Source organism: Amycolatopsis albidoflavus, from assembly GCF_039525725.1.
Classification (GTDB): domain Bacteria; phylum Actinomycetota; class Actinomycetes; order Mycobacteriales; family Pseudonocardiaceae; genus Amycolatopsis; species Amycolatopsis albidoflava.
Map to the genome: position 1 here is coordinate 653286 of NZ_BAAAHV010000005.1, position 15956 is coordinate 669241.

Below are 15956 nucleotides of genomic sequence, written 5' to 3' on the forward strand. Positions count from 1 at the left end.
CCTCCGACGGCTCAGCTTCCCACGAACTGTGTCGGCCGGGTCACATCAGCTGGAAGTTGACATCGGTGTCAACGAATAGCGTCGGTTTCGGACAGACCGAGACGCGGGAGGAACCAGCAGATGAGCACAGCCTTGGGATATCGGGCGTTCGGCGCGGCCGACGTCCAGGAGTTCTTCGACCGGCCGGATCCGACGCCCGGGCCCGCGGAAGTTCTGGTCCGGGTCGCGGCCGCCGGGGTGAATCCGCTCGATCATCTGCTGCGGTCGGGGCATGTCCCTGACCTCAATGGGAACCTGCCGTTTCCGCAGGTCATCGGGATGGAAGCAGCGGGGACGGTGCTCAAAACCGGGAAAGACGTGATCGGACTCGAGATCGGCGACCGGGTCACCGGGTTCGCGTTGACCGGGGCGGGGACGTACGCGGAAACGACGCTGCTGCTCGGCGAATCCACCGCCCGGATCCCCGACTCGCTGCCGTGGACTTGGGCGGCGACCATCCCCGTCGCTGGCACCACCGCGCTCGACGTGCTCGATCAGCTCGACCTGCCGAAGGGCGCGTCGCTGCTGGTGAACGGGATCGGCGGCGGAGTCGGGATCGCGGTGGCGCAGCTCGCGCGGGACCGGGGGCTCGTCGTGACGGGCACGGGCAGCGCGGCCAAGCGGGAGCTCGCGACGAAGTACGGCGCGGCTTTCGTCGACTACACGGCGGGCAGCGTCGTGGGCAGGTTCGACGCCGTGGTCGACACCGTTGGCGGCCAGTCCCTGCGTGGCGTCGCGCCGTTGACGGAGAAGCTCATCGCGGTCGGAGACCAGTCGGTGACCGAACTCGGCGGCGAGTTCGTCCGGCGCCGTCTCGATCGGGCGGGTCTGGAACGCGTCGCCGAGCTGATGGCCAATGGGCGGCTCGATCCGCACATCACCGGGACCTATCCGCTCGCGCGGGCGCAGGAGGCGTTGGCGTTGGTCGAATCCCGGCACGCTTCGGGCAAGCTAGTCATCAGCATCTAGCACGAACTCCCCGCGCCCTGCCGGTACCGAGTGTTCGCCTCGATCAGCACGTCCAGCGCGTCCCGGGCCTCGGCGAGGCGGGCCATGTCGGCGGTCAGCCGGTCGCGTTCGGCAACCATTGTGGTGAAAGCATCCTCGATGACTTTCGAGTCGTCGCTGTGCACGCAGGGCAACAGCCGCGCGATTACCTTGCTGTGCAAGCCCGCGTCGAACAGCCGGCGGATGAGTTCGATCCGCTCGACCTCGGCCGCCGGGTAGTGCCGCTGTCCGCCCGCCGACCGGGTGCTGTGCACCAGGCCCTGCTGCTCGTAGTACCGCAGCGAGCGGGCGCTGACTCCCGTCTTCCGGGCTAATTCGCCGATCCGCACAGCATCCAGCTTAAAGAAACGGGCCCCGGCGCGCCGTTGCGCCGGGGCCCGAGCCTCGAACCGATCACACCACCGCGAGCGGCAATGCGGTCGGGTGCACGGGGGCGGGCAGGTCCGAAGCGCCCGTCAGGAAGGTGTCCACGGCGGCGGCCACGGAGCGGCCTTCCGCGATGGCCCACACGACCAGCGACGCGCCGCGGTGGGCGTCGCCGCAGACGAAGACTCCGGGAGTCTCCGTTTGCCAGTCCGAGCCGCACGACAGGGTGCCGCGGCGGGTCAGGGTCAGGTCAAGGCCTTCCAGCAGCGGCATTTCCTCGACGCCTTCGAAGCCGATCGCCAGCAGGACCAGGTCCGCGGGCAGCGTTTCGACCTCGTCGTTCACCGGGAGCACCTCGCGGCGGCCGGTTTCCGGGTCCTTCTGCACGCGGACTTCCTGCAGTTCCACGGCTTTCACGCGGCCGTTGCCGTCGTCGACGAACCGCTTCACCGCCACGGCGAACTTCCGCTCGCCCGCCTCCTCGTGCGCCGGGTAGGTGCGCAGGATGTACGGCCAGGTCGGCCACGGGGAGCGTTCGTCGTCGCGGGTCTGCGGCGGTGTCGGGTACTGATCGAGCTGAGTGACCGACAGCGCGCCCTGGCGGGTGGCGGTGCCGTAGGAGTCCGCGCCGGTGTCGCCGCCGCCGATGATCACGACGTGCTTGCCGTTCGCATCGACCGGGGACGGGCCGTCGCCTTCCACGAACTTGTTGGCCGGCACCAGGTGTTCCATCGCCAGGTGGATCCCGTCGAGCGAACGGCCCGGCGTGGTGCGGTCGTCCCGGCCGCGCAGGGCGCCGACGGCGAGCACGACCGCGTCGTATTGCGCGCGCAGATCTTCCACCGTCAGATCGACGCCGACCTCGCAGCCGGTGACGAACTTCGTGCCCTCCTTGCGCAGCTGCGCCAGGCGCCGGTCGAGGACCTTCTTCTCCATTTTGAACTCGGGAATGCCGTACCGCAGCAGGCCGCCGAGCCGGTCGTCGCGCTCGAACACGGTGACCTCGTGGCCCGCGCGGGTCAGCTGCTGCGCCGCGGCGAGCCCGGCGGGACCCGAGCCGACGACGGCCACCTTGCGGCCCGAGGACACCTCGGCCACCTGCGGCTGCACGTATCCGGCTTCCCACGACTGCGTCGCGATCGTCTCTTCGACGCGCTTGATCGCCACCGGTCCGCCGGACAGCGGCGAGATCGACAGCACGCAGCCCGCCTCGCACGGCGCGGGGCACAGCTTCCCGGTGAATTCCGGGAAATTGTTGGTGGCGTGCAAGCGATCGCTGGCCGCCGCCCAGTCGCCGCGGCGCACGAGGTCGTTCCATTCCGGAATCAAATTGCCCAGCGGACAGCCGGAACCGCCGGAATGGCAGAACGGGATTCCGCAGTCCATGCATCGCGACGCCTGCGTGCGCACCTGCTCGTTGCGCTCTTCCGGCGCGACGTCCGCATAGACCTCGCCCCACGAGGAAAGCCTTTCCTCGTAAGACTTTTTCTTCGGTTCTTGCCGTTCGTGCTTCAGAAAACCGGTGGGGTCAGCCACGAGCCGCCTCCATGATCGCTTCGTCGACATCGCGGCCAGCAGCGCGAGCTGCCTTCGCCGCATCGATGACCCGCTGGTAGTCGCGCGGCATCACCTTGGTGAACGCCGCCGCGCGCCGGGTCCAGTCGCCCAGGAGCGACGCGGCCACGGCCGAGCGGGTGAGGTCGTGGTGCTGCTGCACGATCTGCTTGAGCCAGGCCAGATCCTCCGGCGAGGGCGGAAGCAGGTCCACCATGTCCTGGTTGACCTTCGCGCGGTCCAGGTCGAGCACGTACGCGCTGCCGCCGGACATCCCGGCCGCCAGGTTCCGCCCGGTCGGGCCGAGCACCACCGCGCGGCCGCCGGTCATGTACTCGAAAGCGTGGTCTCCCACGCCCTCGGCCACGACCGTCGCGCCGGAGTTGCGGACGCAGAACCGTTCGCCGACCTGCCCGCGCAGGAACAGCTCGCCGGACGTCGCGCCGTAGGCCAGCGTGTTGCCCGCGATCGTCTGCTGTTCGGCGGCGAAGCTCGCGTCCGGATGCGGGCGGACCACGATCCGGCCGCCGGACAGGCCCTTGCCGACGTAGTCGTTGGCGTCGCCGACCATTTCCAGCGTGATGCCGCGCGGCAGGAACGCGCCGAGCGACTGCCCGGCCGAACCGGTGAGCAGCACGTGGATCGTGCCGTCCGGCAGGCCCTCGCCGCCGTAGCGGCGGGTGATCTCCGAACCCAGCAGCGTGCCGACCGTGCGGTTCACGTTGCGCACCGGCAGCTCCAGGCGCACCGGGTGCGCGTCCTCCAGTGCCGCCTCGGCGAGCTGGATGAGCGTGCGGTCGAGCGCGTGCGCCAGGCCGTGGTCCTGCTCGCGCACGCGCCGCTTCGAGCCGCCGTACGGCGTTTCCGCGGGCATGTCGAAGACCGGGCCGAGGTCGAGACCGGAGGCCTTCCAGTGCTGCACGGCCTCGTCGGTGTCGAGCATCTCGGCGTGCCCGATCGCCTCGTCGAGCGTGCGGAAACCCAGCTTCGCCAAGGTTTCCCGCACTTCTTCGGCGACGAACTCGAAGTACCGCACCACGTGGTCGGCCTGTCCGGTGTAGCGCTTGCGCAGCTCCGGGCTCTGCGTCGCGACGCCGACCGGACAGGTGTCGAGGTGACACACGCGCATCATGATGCAGCCCGCGACCACCAGCGGAGCCGTCGCGAAACCGTATTCCTCGGCGCCGAGCAGCGCCGCGATCACGACGTCGCGGCCGGTCTTCATCGCACCGTCCACCTGCACCGTGATCCGGTCGCGCAAACCGTTGAGCAGCAACGTCTGCTGCGTTTCGGCGAGCCCGATCTCCCACGGCGTTCCGGCGTGCTTGAGCGAGTTCATCGGCGACGCGCCGGTGCCGCCGTCGTGGCCGGAAATCAGCACGACGTCCGCGTGCGCCTTGGACACGCCGGCCGCGACCGTGCCGACGCCCAGCGAGGACACCAGCTTCACGTGGATGCGGGCCTTCTCGTTGGCGTTCTTGAGGTCGTGGATCAGCTGCGCCAAGTCCTCAATGGAGTAAATGTCGTGGTGTGGCGGCGGGGAAATCAGCCCGACGCCCGGCGTCGAATGCCGCGTGCGCGCGATCCACGGGTACACCTTGTTCGGCGGCAGCTGCCCGCCCTCGCCGGGCTTCGCGCCCTGCGCCATCTTGATCTGGATGTCGTCCGCGTTCACCAGATATTCGCTGGTGACCCCGAAACGGCCCGACGCGACCTGCTTGATCGCGCTGCGCCGCTGCGGGTCGTACAGCCGCTCCGGGTCCTCGCCGCCCTCGCCGGTGTTGGACCGGCCGCCGATGCGGTTCATCGCGATGGCGAGAGTTTCGTGCGCCTCAGCCGAAATCGAGCCGTACGACATCGCCCCGGTGTTGAACCGGCGCAGGATCGCCGACGCGGGCTCGACCTCGTCCAGGGGAATCGGCTCGCGCGCGCCGTCGCGGAACTTGAACAGCCCGCGCAGCGTGCCGCCCTCGCGGTAGAGCCGGTGCACCTCTTCGGTGTACTCGCGGTACACCTCGTCGCGGCCGGTCTTCGACGCGTGCTGCAGCAGGAAAACCGTCTCCGGCGTGAACAGGTGCAGCTCGCCCTCGCGGCGGTACGCGTACTCGCCGCCGGTCTCGAGTCCGCGGTGGACCCGATCGGTCGGGTTGTCCGGGTACGCCCGGCGATGCCGCACCGCGACCTCTTCGGCGAGCACCTCCATGCCGACGCCGCCGAGCTTCGACGACGTTCCGGTGAAGTACTCGTCGAGCAGTTCCTGGCTCAGGCCAAGGGATTCGAAGACCTGCGCCGCGGTGTACGCGCCGACCGTGGAGATGCCCATTTTGGACATGATCTTCAGGACGCCCTTGACGAGCGCCTGCACGTAGCTGCGGACGGCCTTCGCCGGTTCGATGCCGGTGATCGCGCCCTGGCTGATCATGTCTTCGATGGTTTCGAAGGCCAGATACGGGTTCACCGCCGCCGCGCCGTAGCCCAGCAGCAGCGCGATGTGGTGCACCTCGCGGGCGTCGCCGGTCTCCACGACCAGCGCGACGCGCAGCCGTTCCTTGGTTCGCACCAGATGGTGGTGCACCGCGGAAACCAGCAGCAGCGACGGGATCGGCGCCATCCGATGGTCGGAATCGCGGTCGGACAGCACGAGCGTGCGCGCACCCGCTGCGATCGCCTCGGACGCGTCGCGCCGCACCCGCTCGATCGCCGCCGCCAGCGCGTCCGCCCCGCCGTCCACTTCGTACAGTCCGGAAAGGACACTGCAGGCGAAACCGGGAAGGTCGCCGTCGTCGTTGATGTGGATGAGCTTGGCCAGCTCGTCGTTGTCGATCACCGGGTACGGCAGGTTGAGGTGCCGGCAGGAGGCGGGCCCGGGAGCGAGCAGATTGCGCTCCGGCCCCATGATCCGGCTCATCGACGTGACCAGCTCCTCGCGGATCGCGTCCAGCGGCGGGTTGGTCACCTGCGCGAAGTTCTGCTTGAAATAGTCGTACAGCAGCCGGGACCGCTTGGACAGCACGGCGACCGGGGTGTCCGAACCCATCGACCCGATCGGCTCGGCCCCGTTGGCGGCCATCGGCGCGAGCAGGATCTTCAGTTCTTCTTCGGTGTAGCCGAAAGCGAGCTGGCGGCGCAGCACCGAATCGTGGCTCTGCACCACGTGGTCGCGGTCGGGCAGCTCGGCGATCTTGAGCAGCCCGGCGTGCAGCCAGTCGGTGTACTGCTGCTTGCGCGCCAGCGCGGACTTGACCTCTTCGTCGTTCACGATCCGGCCCGCCGCGGTGTCCACGAGGAACATCCGGCCCGGCTGCAGACGGCCCTTCGCGACGACGTTTTCCGGGGCCACGTCAAGGACTCCGGCCTCGCTGGCCAGCACGACGCGGCCGTCGGCGGTGTGCCACCAGCGCGCCGGGCGCAGTCCGTTGCGGTCGAGGACCGCGCCGACGAGCGTGCCGTCGGTGAAGGTGACGCACGCCGGGCCGTCCCACGGCTCCATCAGGCTGGCGTGGAACTGGTAGAAAGCCCGCCGTTCCGGATCCATCGAGGTGTGGTTCTCCCACGCCTCCGGAATCATCATCAGCACCGCGTGCGGCAGCGAACGGCCCGCGAGGTGGAGCAGCTCCAGCACCTCGTCGAAGGACGCCGAGTCCGACGCGTCGGCCGAGCAGATCGGGTACAGCCGCGAGAGATCGCCGGGAAGCAGGTCCGATTCGAGCAGTGCCTCGCGGGCGCGCATGCGGTTGCGGTTGCCGCGGATCGTGTTGATCTCGCCGTTGTGCGCCACGAACCGGAACGGGTGCGCGAGCGGCCACGACGGGAAAGTGTTGGTGGAGAACCGGGAGTGCACGAGCGCGATCGCGCTGGCGAGCCGGGAATCGCGCAGATCCGGGAAGAACCGCGGCAGCTGCTCGGGCGTGAGCATGCCTTTGTAGACGATCGTGCGCGCGGACAGCGACGGGAAGTAGGTGCCGCAGCCGGAAGCGAGGCTTTCGTGCTCGACGCGCTTGCGCAGGCAGAAAGCCAGCCGGTCCAGCTCCAGGCCGGTTTCGCCGTGCGGGGACGACACGAACAGCATCGCGAAGTGCGGCATCACCGAACGCGCGGTGGGGCCGATCTCCGCGCCGTCGGTGTCCACCGGAACCTCGCGCCAGCCAAGGACGGCGAGCCCTTCTTCGGCCGCGATCCGTTCGGTGAGCCCGATCGCCTTGCGGCGCTGCTCGTCCTCGGCGGGAAGGAACGCGATCCCGGCGGCGTATCCGCCGTCGGCGGGCAACGGGAATCCCGCCTCGGCGCGCAGCAGTTCGTCGGGCAGCTGCAGCAGAATCCCGGCGCCGTCGCCGCTCGTCGGCTCGGCTCCCGCGGCGCCGCGGTGGTCGAGATTCGTGAGCGCGGCGAGACCGTCGGTGACGATCCCGTGCGTGCGGCGGCCCTGGACGTCGGCGACCATGGCGACGCCGCAGGAATCCTGCTCGGTGTCCGGGTCGTACAGACCCTGCTTGCCGGGGATGGCGGAGAAGATCATGGAAAAGGGACCTCCTTCGTCGTTTCGTGCGGTGGCCGGCGAACCGGCCGCGGGGAGCGCACGGGACGACGATGGCCCGCTTGTTAGCGCGACTTTAACACCTGGGAAACACCCCAGCAGCGCCTCGGAGCTCCCCGAACGGGGAAGAACGGTAACGATCCGGCAGCGCGGAACGACATAGTTCCGGATGGGTTCCCGATGCTTCGGTCCGCGAAGCATAAGCCCCGAAGCGGCGTCGCGCACCTGTCACGTGACGAAGTCGATGCGTCCGCTTCGTCCCCTTCGTCCGGTCCTCCCAGGTAATCGCACAAATTTCCGGGAACCGCCCACACTCGGTGATCGTCGGTTGCCATAGTGTTCGGCAACCGAATAGCTCACGGGGAGGGCGGTTTCTTTCATGTCCGGCATAGAAGTCGACGTCGAGACGATGAACCAGTACGCCGAGGTGCTCGACAGCCTCCACGAGAAGATCAGCAAGATCAACGACTACATGCGCTCCACCGCGTGCGACACGTCCGGTTTCACCGGCCTGTTCGTGGTGCTGCAGCCGGTGGTGCAGCTGGTCGGGAACCTCTACGGCGGCACGCTCGATTTCGGCCACTCGCGGCTGACCTCGCTGTCCGACGGGGTCAAGCAGGCGGCGCAGGCCTACGCGCACCACGACGCGAATTCCGCGCAGCTGCTCCAGAAGTTCATCGACCAGTTCGACGGCATCGACTCCGGCCGCGGCGCGGCCTGATGCGCATCCGCACCACACGGTTCTGACGAGGGGGACAAGACATGGCACGGCACGGCGGCGGGCACGGCGGCGGCCACCACCCCGGGGGAACGGGGACGACGCATCCGCCGTCCCGCCCCGGCGGCACCCAACCGCACCCTGGGGGCAACCAGCCGCATCCCGGCAATCAGCCGCCTCCCGGCGGGAATCAGCCCGGCCATCCTGGCGGGAACCAGCCTGGCCATCCTGGCGGGAACCAGCCTGGCCATCCGGGCGGGAATCATCCCGGCGGCACCGGTCCGGACGGGCGCCGTCCGTCCGGCGGGGACGACCAGACGCATCCGAGCGGCACCGGGGGAAACTCCGGCGACGACAACGGCAATGGCAGGCACCGCGGCCAGTCCAATGACGACGGCAACGGCCGGGACGGCCGCGACGGCCGCGACGGTCGGGATGGCCGCGATGGCCGCGATGGCCGCGATGGCCGGGACGGTCGCGACGGCCAGGACGGCGGCGAAGAAGGCGGCGACGGCCGAGGTCGCGATCGCGGCAACGAGGGCGGCGACGAAGGCGGCGGCCGGGGCGGCGACGAGGGCGGCTCCGGCAGCGAAGGCGGTGAAGGGGGCGGCGAAGGCGGCTCCGGCAGCGAGGGCGGCGAAGGCGGCGGCAACGGCGGCGAGGGCAACACCGGGGGTTCGGGCGGAGACCCAGGCGGGGTTCCCGGCGGCACCGGCGACTTCGACCGCGGCGATTCGATCGTCGAATTGCTGCAGCCGCCGGAAGACACCTCCGGCGAGGACGTCCAGGCACTGGTAAAGGACGCCGGCGTCGAGGTGATGGCCGTCGAGTGGGTGTATCAGAAGTTCACCGGCACGACGCTGACCCAGCAGTTCATCGAACCGCTCACCGGCGACTTCTCGAAGATGTCGGCCGACGCCGAGGCGTGGCGCAACATCTCCGAGGCGATGAAGGCGTTCTCCGAGGTGATGGTCGCCAACGAGAAGACCGTCAGCGATTCCTGGCACGGCATGGCTTCCCTGGAGCACAAGGCCTACGTGCAGGCCGGCTGGCGGGCCGGGCTCGCCGCCGAGGCCGGGATCGCGTCGCTGATCGCCAAGGGCTTCGACCTGCTGTCGGACACGTCGAAAAAGCTCGCGGCCAAGGCGCTGGACCTGCTGAAGAGCCTGATCGACCGGCTGCTGGTGATGGCCGCCGAGGCGTGCGTCCCGATCGCGGGCTGGATCGCCGACGCGATCACCGCGCTGTCGGAACTGCTGCCGCTGATCAACGCGCTGATCTCGATCATCGAGATGATCCAGGACATCATCACGAAGGTCCAGGACATCTGGAACTCGATCAAGGACATCGGGTCGCAGCTGCAGAAGATCAAGGACGTCGGCAGCATCGGCGATCTCGTCGACATCGCGAAGAACATCGGCGGGGACGTCGGCGACATCAAGGACAACGCCAAGGGCATCGGCCAGGACGCCAAGGACGCCGTGCAGGCGGGCAAGGACGGCGTCAACGAGTCGCGCGAGGCGCACGCGGAGAACCGGCGCTCGCGCGAAGGCGGCGACTCCGGGGACGGGGAAGGCGACCGTCCCTCCGGGGAAGGCGGCGACCGGCGCTCCGGGGACGACCGCTCCGGCAACGACGGGGACCGGTCGCAGGGCTCGGGCGACCGAGGGCAGAACCAGCGGTCCCAACCGGACGGTCCGCAGCACCAGCCCCCGCAGAACCACCAGCCTCCGCAGCAGCCGAATCACCCGCCGTCGCAACCGAATCACCCGCCCGCGAACCACCCGCCGTCCCATCCGCCCCGCCGCTCGGCGAGCGGGCGGATCCACGGCCGCATCGACTAAGGAGGAACTGCCGAGATGTCGCAACCCGCGACCGCGGACGATTCGTGGAAGACGCCTGAGCTGCGGGAGGCCGAGGCCGCGCTCGACCGGACCGTGCGCAAGTCCCAGCAATTGCTGAAGGACCTGGAGAAGATCAAGCTCCGCCCGCTGCCGAAAACCGACACCCCGGAACGGATCGAGGCGATCAAGAAGGCCGCCTCGCGCCCCGACGCCCCCGCTCAGCTGCGGCTGATCAAGCGGAAGGTGGACGCGGGCGAATTCTCCTGGGAGGACGTCGCCGCGGGCCGGGCCTTCGCCGACCCCGAGGTCCGCGCTCTCGCCGACGAGAAGCTCAGCGAGGCCAAGGACATCCTCGAGGAATTGGAGGAGGGCCAGACGCCGGAAGAAATCCTCGAGGCGCGCACCGGCGGCGCCGGGAACCCGTTGTCGGACACCGGACGCACGACGTATCCGGACACGCCGGACAAGCCCGCCGAGTTCTCCGCCGCGGACCCGCTGGCGAGCAGCGGCCGTCCGCAGCCCCCACCCCCGCCCGCGCCGGGACCGGCCGAGTACTCGAACGAGAATCCGCTCGCCGACCGGACTCCGCCTCCTCCTCCGGCTCCGTCTCCGGAGAAGGAGGAACCGCCCGCGCCGCCGGCTCCTCCTGCGCCGCCGAGGCATCGCGCCCCGGAACCGGAGCCGGAGGACGACTTCGCCGATCCCCTCGCCGACCGCGGCGACCGGCCGAAGCGCGCCGCGCCTCAGCCGCCGCCGTCGTCGGGCCGCCGCCGTCGTCAGGACTCCGGCGATGACGACGACTACTTCGGCGGCTCATTCCTCGGCTGAACCCGCTCCGCTCTCGCAGAAGTTCGTGAGGGGAACCCTGAGGGACTCTGAGTCCCTCTGGGTTCCCCTCACGGACCTCGGCCGACCACGCGAAAAGAGGTCCCCGCCCAACTCGGGCGGGGACCTCTTTTCGGCTCTGTGCCTAGGGCTTCTCGGACTTGCCGTTTTCCTTGGAGGGAGACCCGGCGTCCACAGTGTCTTCCGCGGTGGTGTCCTTTTCGGTCGGTTCCGGCTTCGGCTCCGGGGTGTCCGAAGTGGACTCGACGGCGGCGTCCCGTTCGTCTCCCTTGCTGCGCAACGTCTCCGGGGCTTCGCGCGGGCCGCGTTTGGCCGCGACGACGAAGTACGCCATCGCGCCGATGAACAGCAGGATCGACGTCCACACGTTGACCCGCAGGCCGAGGATGTGGTTGGCGGTGTCGGTGCGCATCAGCTCGATCCAGCAGCGGCCGACGGTGTAGCCCGCGACGTAGAGCGCGAACGCGCGGCCGTGGCCGAGCTTGAACTTGCGGTCCGCCCACACCACGAGCAGCGCGATGAGCAGGTTCCAGACCAGCTCGTACAGGAACGTCGGGTGCACCGGGCTGTCCGGCAGCGGGATGTGCCCGGTCGCGACGCCGCCGAGGGCGTCCGGGGCTCCGGTGGCCGGGTTGAAGCGCTGGTAGATCTCCAGGCCCCACGGCAGGTCGGTGTGCGCGCCGTACAGCTCCTGGTTGAAGTAGTTGCCGAGCCGCCCGATCGCCTGCGCGACGATGATGCCGGGCGCGATCGCGTCGGCCATCGCGGGCAGCGGGATCCCCCGGCGCCGGCAGGCGATCAGCGCGCCGACGGCGCCGAGCGCGACCGCGCCCCAGATGCCGAGGCCACCGTCCCAGATGGCGAAGGCGTTCCAAGGGTTCTTGCCCTCGGTGAAGTACAGCTCAGGGTCGGTGACGACGTGATACAACCTGCCGCCGACCAGGCCGAACGGCACCGCGAACACCGCGATGTCGAGCACGGTGCCCTTCGTGCCGCCCCGGGCCTCCCAGCGCCGCTCGCCCCACCAGATCGCGACGATGATGCCGGCGATGATGCAGAGCGCGTACGCCCGGATCGGGATCGGGCCCAGGTGCCAGACGCCTTGGTCGGGGCTCGGGATCGTGGCCAGGAACGCTGCGGAGTACACGCGGCCACCGTAGCGCGTCGGGCTCCGGTCGTGGTCCGGGAGCCGCGGAACCCTTAGTCAAGACCCGGTCACAGCCCGGTCACGGCCGTCCGGGGTCACACTGGGTACTCCTGGTCGGAGGCCGCGGCCAGGTATCCGGCCAGCAGCGCGTCCGCGACCTGGCCGACCGCGGCGTCCTCGGGCAGGAACGTTTCGCCGTGCAGGCTGGGCGCGCCCGCGGTCTCGCCGAGGCCGACGAACAGCATCAGGCCGCGGATTCCGTCGCCGCAGTAATGGGCGAAATCGTCCGCGCCGAAGGACCGGAAATCGACGTCGACGTCCACGCCCGCGCGTTCGAGCCAGATCCGCGCGGCCGCGGCCAGCGCCGGATCGTTGACCAGGACGGGCTCGCACGGGCTGATCCGCAGGTCCGCGGTGCATCCGTAGGCGCGCGCGGTGGCGTGCACGACCTCGTCGAGCGCCTCGAGCGCGCGTTCGCGGTCGCTCGCGCGCATCAGCCGCAGCGAACCGAACGCCGACGCCGTATTCGGCACGACATTCGCCGCCGTGCCCGCGCTGAGCCGGCCGATCGTGCAGACGGCTCCGTGCATCGGGTCGATCCGGCGGCTCGCTACCTGCTGCAGGCTCACCACCAGTTGGCTGAGCGCCAGCACCGGGTCGCGCAGCAGGTGCGGATATCCGGCGTGGCCGCCCTGGCCGTGCACCACGACCTCGAACTCGTCGGTGGACGCGTTCACCGGCCCAGGCGCGGCCGAGACGACGCCGTACGGCAGCCGCGGCTGGACGTGCGCGCCGATCACCGTGTCGATGCCACGCTCTTCCAGAATGCCCGATTCGACCAGGTCGAGCGCCCCGGAGGGAGACGTTTCCTCGCGCGGCTGCAGGATCGCGAACAGCGGACGCGGGAGCTCGACGCGCCGCGCCGCCCGGCAGACCGCGGTCAGGGCGGCGAGGTGGACGTCGTGGCCGCAGGCGTGCATCAGGCCGGTGTTCGCGGCCCATTCGACGCCGGTGCGCTCGACGACCGGCAGAGCGTCCAGTTCGGCGCGCAGGGCTACGGCCGGGCCTGGGTGCGGTGCGGAGATTTCGATGAGCCGCCCAGTTTTCGCGACCCGCTCACCCTCTCCCAACGCAGCAGCCACGAGCCGGGCGGTGTCGTCCTCGTCGCCGGACACGCGCGGATCGGCGTGAATCCGGTGCCGCAATTCCACCGCGGCGGGCAATTCCTCCGCCACCGCCGTGCGCCAGGCCTCGACCAAGTCGTTCATGTCCGCTCCAGCCGGTAGATCCGGGCCGCGTTCTCGTGCCCGGCCAAGCGAGCCAGCCGGATCGCGTCCACTTCGGACAGTGCGTCCGCGGCGAGGGCGGCGCGCAGGAAGTCGGACAGGCCTTGCCGGAACAACGCGGTGCCCAGGTGATACAGCTCGGCCAGGCCGAACGCGTCGGTGGAGAACAGCAGCTTCCCGAACGGCGCCAGCTCCAGCGTCTCGGCCAGGATGGCGGGCGCGCGGAAACCCGCGTTGTGCGTGATGAGGCCGACGTCGACGAAGACGTGCTCGAAGACCTGCGCGAGGTAGGCGGCGTTGCGGTGGAACGGATAGTTGTGCAACAGCAGGACCGGGACGCCCGCGTCGCGGGTCGCGCGCAGCAAAGCGGTGAGCCGCAAGGGATCACAGCGGTGGAGGTCGACGTCGGAATCTCCGTAGCCGACGTGGAATTGCACCGGGAGCCGGCGGTCGATTCCGGACCAGATCAGGTGGCGGTGCAGGACCTCGTCGGCCAGCCGGACCGGTTCGCCCGCCTCGATCCGGGCCAGCCAGCGTCCGGCGGCGGCTTCGACCTCGGCCGGGGCCGGGCGTTCGCCGGACAGCTCCAGCCCGACCCGGTACGCGGCGATCGACTTCACGCCGACCGCGTTCCTCGTGCGGCGGTCGAGTTCGGCGGCGAAGTCCTCGGCGAAGCTGGCGGCACTGGTCTCGCGGATGACGTCTTCGGCGACCTGTTCCAGCCGGACGATGTCGTGCGCGCGAGCGTCGGCCAGTTCGGCGAAGTCCTTCGTGGTGGTGAGGGATTCGGGCAGGAAACCGCCGTCCAGCAAGTAATCCGTGCTGCCGGTGCCGCGCAGGAACCGCCGGTTGACCTCCGCCGCGCCCAGTTCGCCGCGGCGCGCGAGATAGTCGTCGGCCGGGGCGTGTTTCGGCAGGTCGAGGATCGGCGCGCAGCGTTCGCGCACGGACAGGCCGATCAGCGAGTCGAACAGCGACGTCCCCAGCGGCGACACGGTGTCCGCCTCGGTCAGCATCCGCTCGAACCCGTCGCGGGCGACGTCGCCGGTGCGCACGCCGTGGCAGTGATGGTCGACCAGCGGCAGGTCCGCGACGAAATCGAGCAGTCCGGTCATGCCTCTCCTTCAGCGAGCCTCTCCCCCACCCTACGGGCGAATCGAGGCGCTGCAGCGACCACGACGACAGCCAGCACGAGCACCCCGCCCGCCACGACCGGGAACCACCGCGCCGGGCCGTCGGTCGGATACGGCACGACGTTGACGTACACGGTGTAGCCGAGCAGAACCAGCGCACCGACCGGGAACGCCAAGTGCCACCACGGCACGCGCATCCGCCGTCGCACGAACAGCAGCAGGATCGCGCCGAGCGTCGTGAGCAGATAGATCACCAACAGGATCAAGGTGCCGATGGATCCCGCCCAGGCGAAGGTGTCGTCCGCGGTGGCGCCGAAGAACACCGCACACACCAAGATGATCAGCGCCGCCGCGAGCGCGACCGCGGTCACGGCGACGGCGGGAGTGCCCTTGGCGGAGATCCGGCCGATGCCACGTCCGTCGAACGCGTCGCGGCCGAGGGCGAACAGCAGCCGCGAGCCGCCGACGACACAGGCGAGGCAACAACCGAACGCACTGATCGCGGCACCCGCGCTGATGACGTCGCCCACCCACGGTCCGACGAAGCGGCTGCCGAGATCGCCCAGCAGCGACGGGGAATTGTGGAACGCCGTGGCGTCGCCGCCGAAGGCCATCATCTCGACGGCGGTCACGAGCACGAAGTAGGCACCGCCGAAGATGGCCGTGCCGAGGATCGCGCGCGGAATGTTGCGGCGCGGGTCGCGGGTTTCCTCGCCGAGCGTCGCGGCGGCCTCGAAACCGGCGAACGACAGGAAACCGAACACCGCGCCGAGGAAAATGCCGGAGACTCCGGTGTCCGGTACGAAAACCCGCAGCGTGAACTGTCCGCTTGGAGCGTCTCCGGCGATCAGCCGGACCAGGATGACCACGGTGACCAGCAGGATGAGCGCGATGGTCGCGCCTTCGACGGCGAGCAACGTGCTGGTGCCGCGACGGGCCGGGGCGACCGCGAGGAGCCAGCTGCCGATCAGCGCGACGGCGGTCAGCACGAACGGCCCCCACGACGGCGGGTGCGGCCAGATCCCGACCTGTGTCAAGAACGCGGTGCCGAGCACACCCGCGGCGGAACTGGTGACTACCGCGTAGAAGGTGTAGGTGCCGAGCAGCCCGATTCCGGACACGACGCCCGCGCGCGGGCCGAGGGTCGCGCCGACGAACGCGTAGACCGACCCCGCGTGCTGGTAATGGCGGCAGAGCTGGACGAAGCCGTACGCGACCAGCAGCACCCCCGCCGCCGAGAGCAGGAAGGCCAGCGGAACCGCGCGCCCGGCGGCCGTCGCTGTTTGCTGTGGATTGATGTTCGCGGCCATGCTGGGTGCCATGAGCGCGACGGACAGCCCGACGGCCTGCCAGACCGACAGGGTGCGCCGCAATTCGGGACGGTCTCCGGACACGGATGCGCTCCTTTCCCGAGGAGTACACAGTGAACCTTCCGAGCGGTGCGGAGAGCGAGCGCCGACCGGCTGAACTCTCTCGTGCGG

The 15956-nt window shown here is 69.8% G+C and carries 11 protein-coding genes; 4 read left to right on the plus strand and 7 right to left on the minus strand.

Annotation, left to right across the window (positions count from 1 at the left end):
• The first annotated feature begins 120 nt into the window (after window positions 1–120).
• A complete protein-coding gene (locus ABD156_RS07520; RefSeq protein ID WP_344268085.1) occupies window positions 121–1008 on the plus strand; it encodes an NADP-dependent oxidoreductase in 888 nt (295 codons plus the stop codon).
• On the opposite strand, the gene ABD156_RS07525 is transcribed toward ABD156_RS07520, so the two are convergent.
• The 3 genes from ABD156_RS07525 to gltB form a co-directional block, all read right to left on the minus strand.
• Complete coding sequence (locus ABD156_RS07525; RefSeq protein WP_344268087.1) at window positions 1005–1376, minus strand: MerR family transcriptional regulator; 372 nt, start codon at window positions 1374–1376, stop codon at window positions 1005–1007. The two genes, ABD156_RS07520 and ABD156_RS07525, sit on opposite strands and share 4 nt — an antisense overlap.
• Before the next feature lie 64 nt (window positions 1377–1440).
• Window positions 1441–2949, minus strand: coding sequence for a glutamate synthase subunit beta (locus tag ABD156_RS07530; protein ID WP_344268089.1), 1509 nt, complete (start codon window positions 2947–2949; stop codon window positions 1441–1443).
• Window positions 2942–7483 carry a glutamate synthase large subunit gene (gene gltB / locus ABD156_RS07535; protein ID WP_344268091.1) on the minus strand — a complete coding sequence of 1514 codons (4542 nt, stop codon included), beginning with the start codon at window positions 7481–7483 and terminating at the stop codon, window positions 2942–2944. Before gltB ends, ABD156_RS07530 begins: the two co-directional genes overlap by 8 nt.
• Window positions 7484–7880: 397 nt before the next feature.
• Between gltB and ABD156_RS07540 the strand changes: the two genes are divergently transcribed.
• The 3 genes from ABD156_RS07540 to ABD156_RS07550 are packed head-to-tail and all read left to right on the plus strand — an operon-like array spanning window position 7881 to window position 10891.
• Entirely contained in the window at window positions 7881–8222 is a 342-nt protein-coding gene (locus ABD156_RS07540; RefSeq protein WP_344268093.1) for a hypothetical protein, read from the plus strand.
• A 41-nt stretch (window positions 8223–8263) separates the two neighbouring features.
• Entirely contained in the window at window positions 8264–10063 is a 1800-nt protein-coding gene (locus ABD156_RS07545; protein WP_344268094.1) for a hypothetical protein, read from the plus strand.
• A gap of 15 nt (window positions 10064–10078) precedes the next feature.
• On the plus strand, window positions 10079–10891 hold the full coding sequence (locus ABD156_RS07550; protein ID WP_344268096.1) for a hypothetical protein: 813 nt from the start codon (window positions 10079–10081) through the stop codon (window positions 10889–10891).
• 142 nt (window positions 10892–11033) lie between these two features.
• Here the strand turns inward: ABD156_RS07550 and lgt are convergent, their stop codons facing one another.
• From lgt to ABD156_RS07570, 4 genes are all read right to left on the minus strand, one after another.
• Window positions 11034–12056: a prolipoprotein diacylglyceryl transferase gene (lgt, locus tag ABD156_RS07555; RefSeq protein WP_344268098.1), complete on the minus strand. Its 1023-nt coding sequence runs from the start codon at window positions 12054–12056 to the stop codon at window positions 11034–11036.
• Between the two features lie 95 nt (window positions 12057–12151).
• Entirely contained in the window at window positions 12152–13324 is a 1173-nt protein-coding gene (locus tag ABD156_RS07560; protein ID WP_344268100.1) for a M20 metallopeptidase family protein, read from the minus strand.
• On the minus strand, window positions 13321–14457 hold the full coding sequence (locus ABD156_RS07565; protein ID WP_344268102.1) for an amidohydrolase family protein: 1137 nt from the start codon (window positions 14455–14457) through the stop codon (window positions 13321–13323). The genes ABD156_RS07560 and ABD156_RS07565 overlap by 4 nt, the downstream gene beginning before the upstream one ends.
• Window positions 14454–15869, minus strand: coding sequence for an APC family permease (locus tag ABD156_RS07570; protein ID WP_344268104.1), 1416 nt, complete (start codon window positions 15867–15869; stop codon window positions 14454–14456). The genes ABD156_RS07565 and ABD156_RS07570 overlap by 4 nt, the downstream gene beginning before the upstream one ends.
• Window positions 15870–15956: the final 87 nt, after the last annotated feature.

Bases quoted from the DNA above. Each gene is read 5' to 3' on its own strand.
- gltB (WP_344268091.1), bottom strand. From the start codon at position 7,483: ATGATCTTCTCCGCCATCCCCGGCAAGCAGGGTCTGTACGACCCGGAC.
- ABD156_RS07550 (WP_344268096.1), top strand. From the start codon at position 10,079: ATGTCGCAACCCGCGACCGCGGACGATTCGTGGAAGACGCCTGAGCTG.
- ABD156_RS07560 (WP_344268100.1), bottom strand. From the start codon at position 13,324: ATGAACGACTTGGTCGAGGCCTGGCGCACGGCGGTGGCGGAGGAATTG.
- ABD156_RS07565 (WP_344268102.1), bottom strand. From the start codon at position 14,457: ATGACCGGACTGCTCGATTTCGTCGCGGACCTGCCGCTGGTCGACCAT.
- ABD156_RS07540 (WP_344268093.1), top strand. From the start codon at position 7,881: ATGTCCGGCATAGAAGTCGACGTCGAGACGATGAACCAGTACGCCGAG.
- ABD156_RS07520 (WP_344268085.1), top strand. From the start codon at position 121: ATGAGCACAGCCTTGGGATATCGGGCGTTCGGCGCGGCCGACGTCCAG.
- ABD156_RS07545 (WP_344268094.1), top strand. From the start codon at position 8,264: ATGGCACGGCACGGCGGCGGGCACGGCGGCGGCCACCACCCCGGGGGA.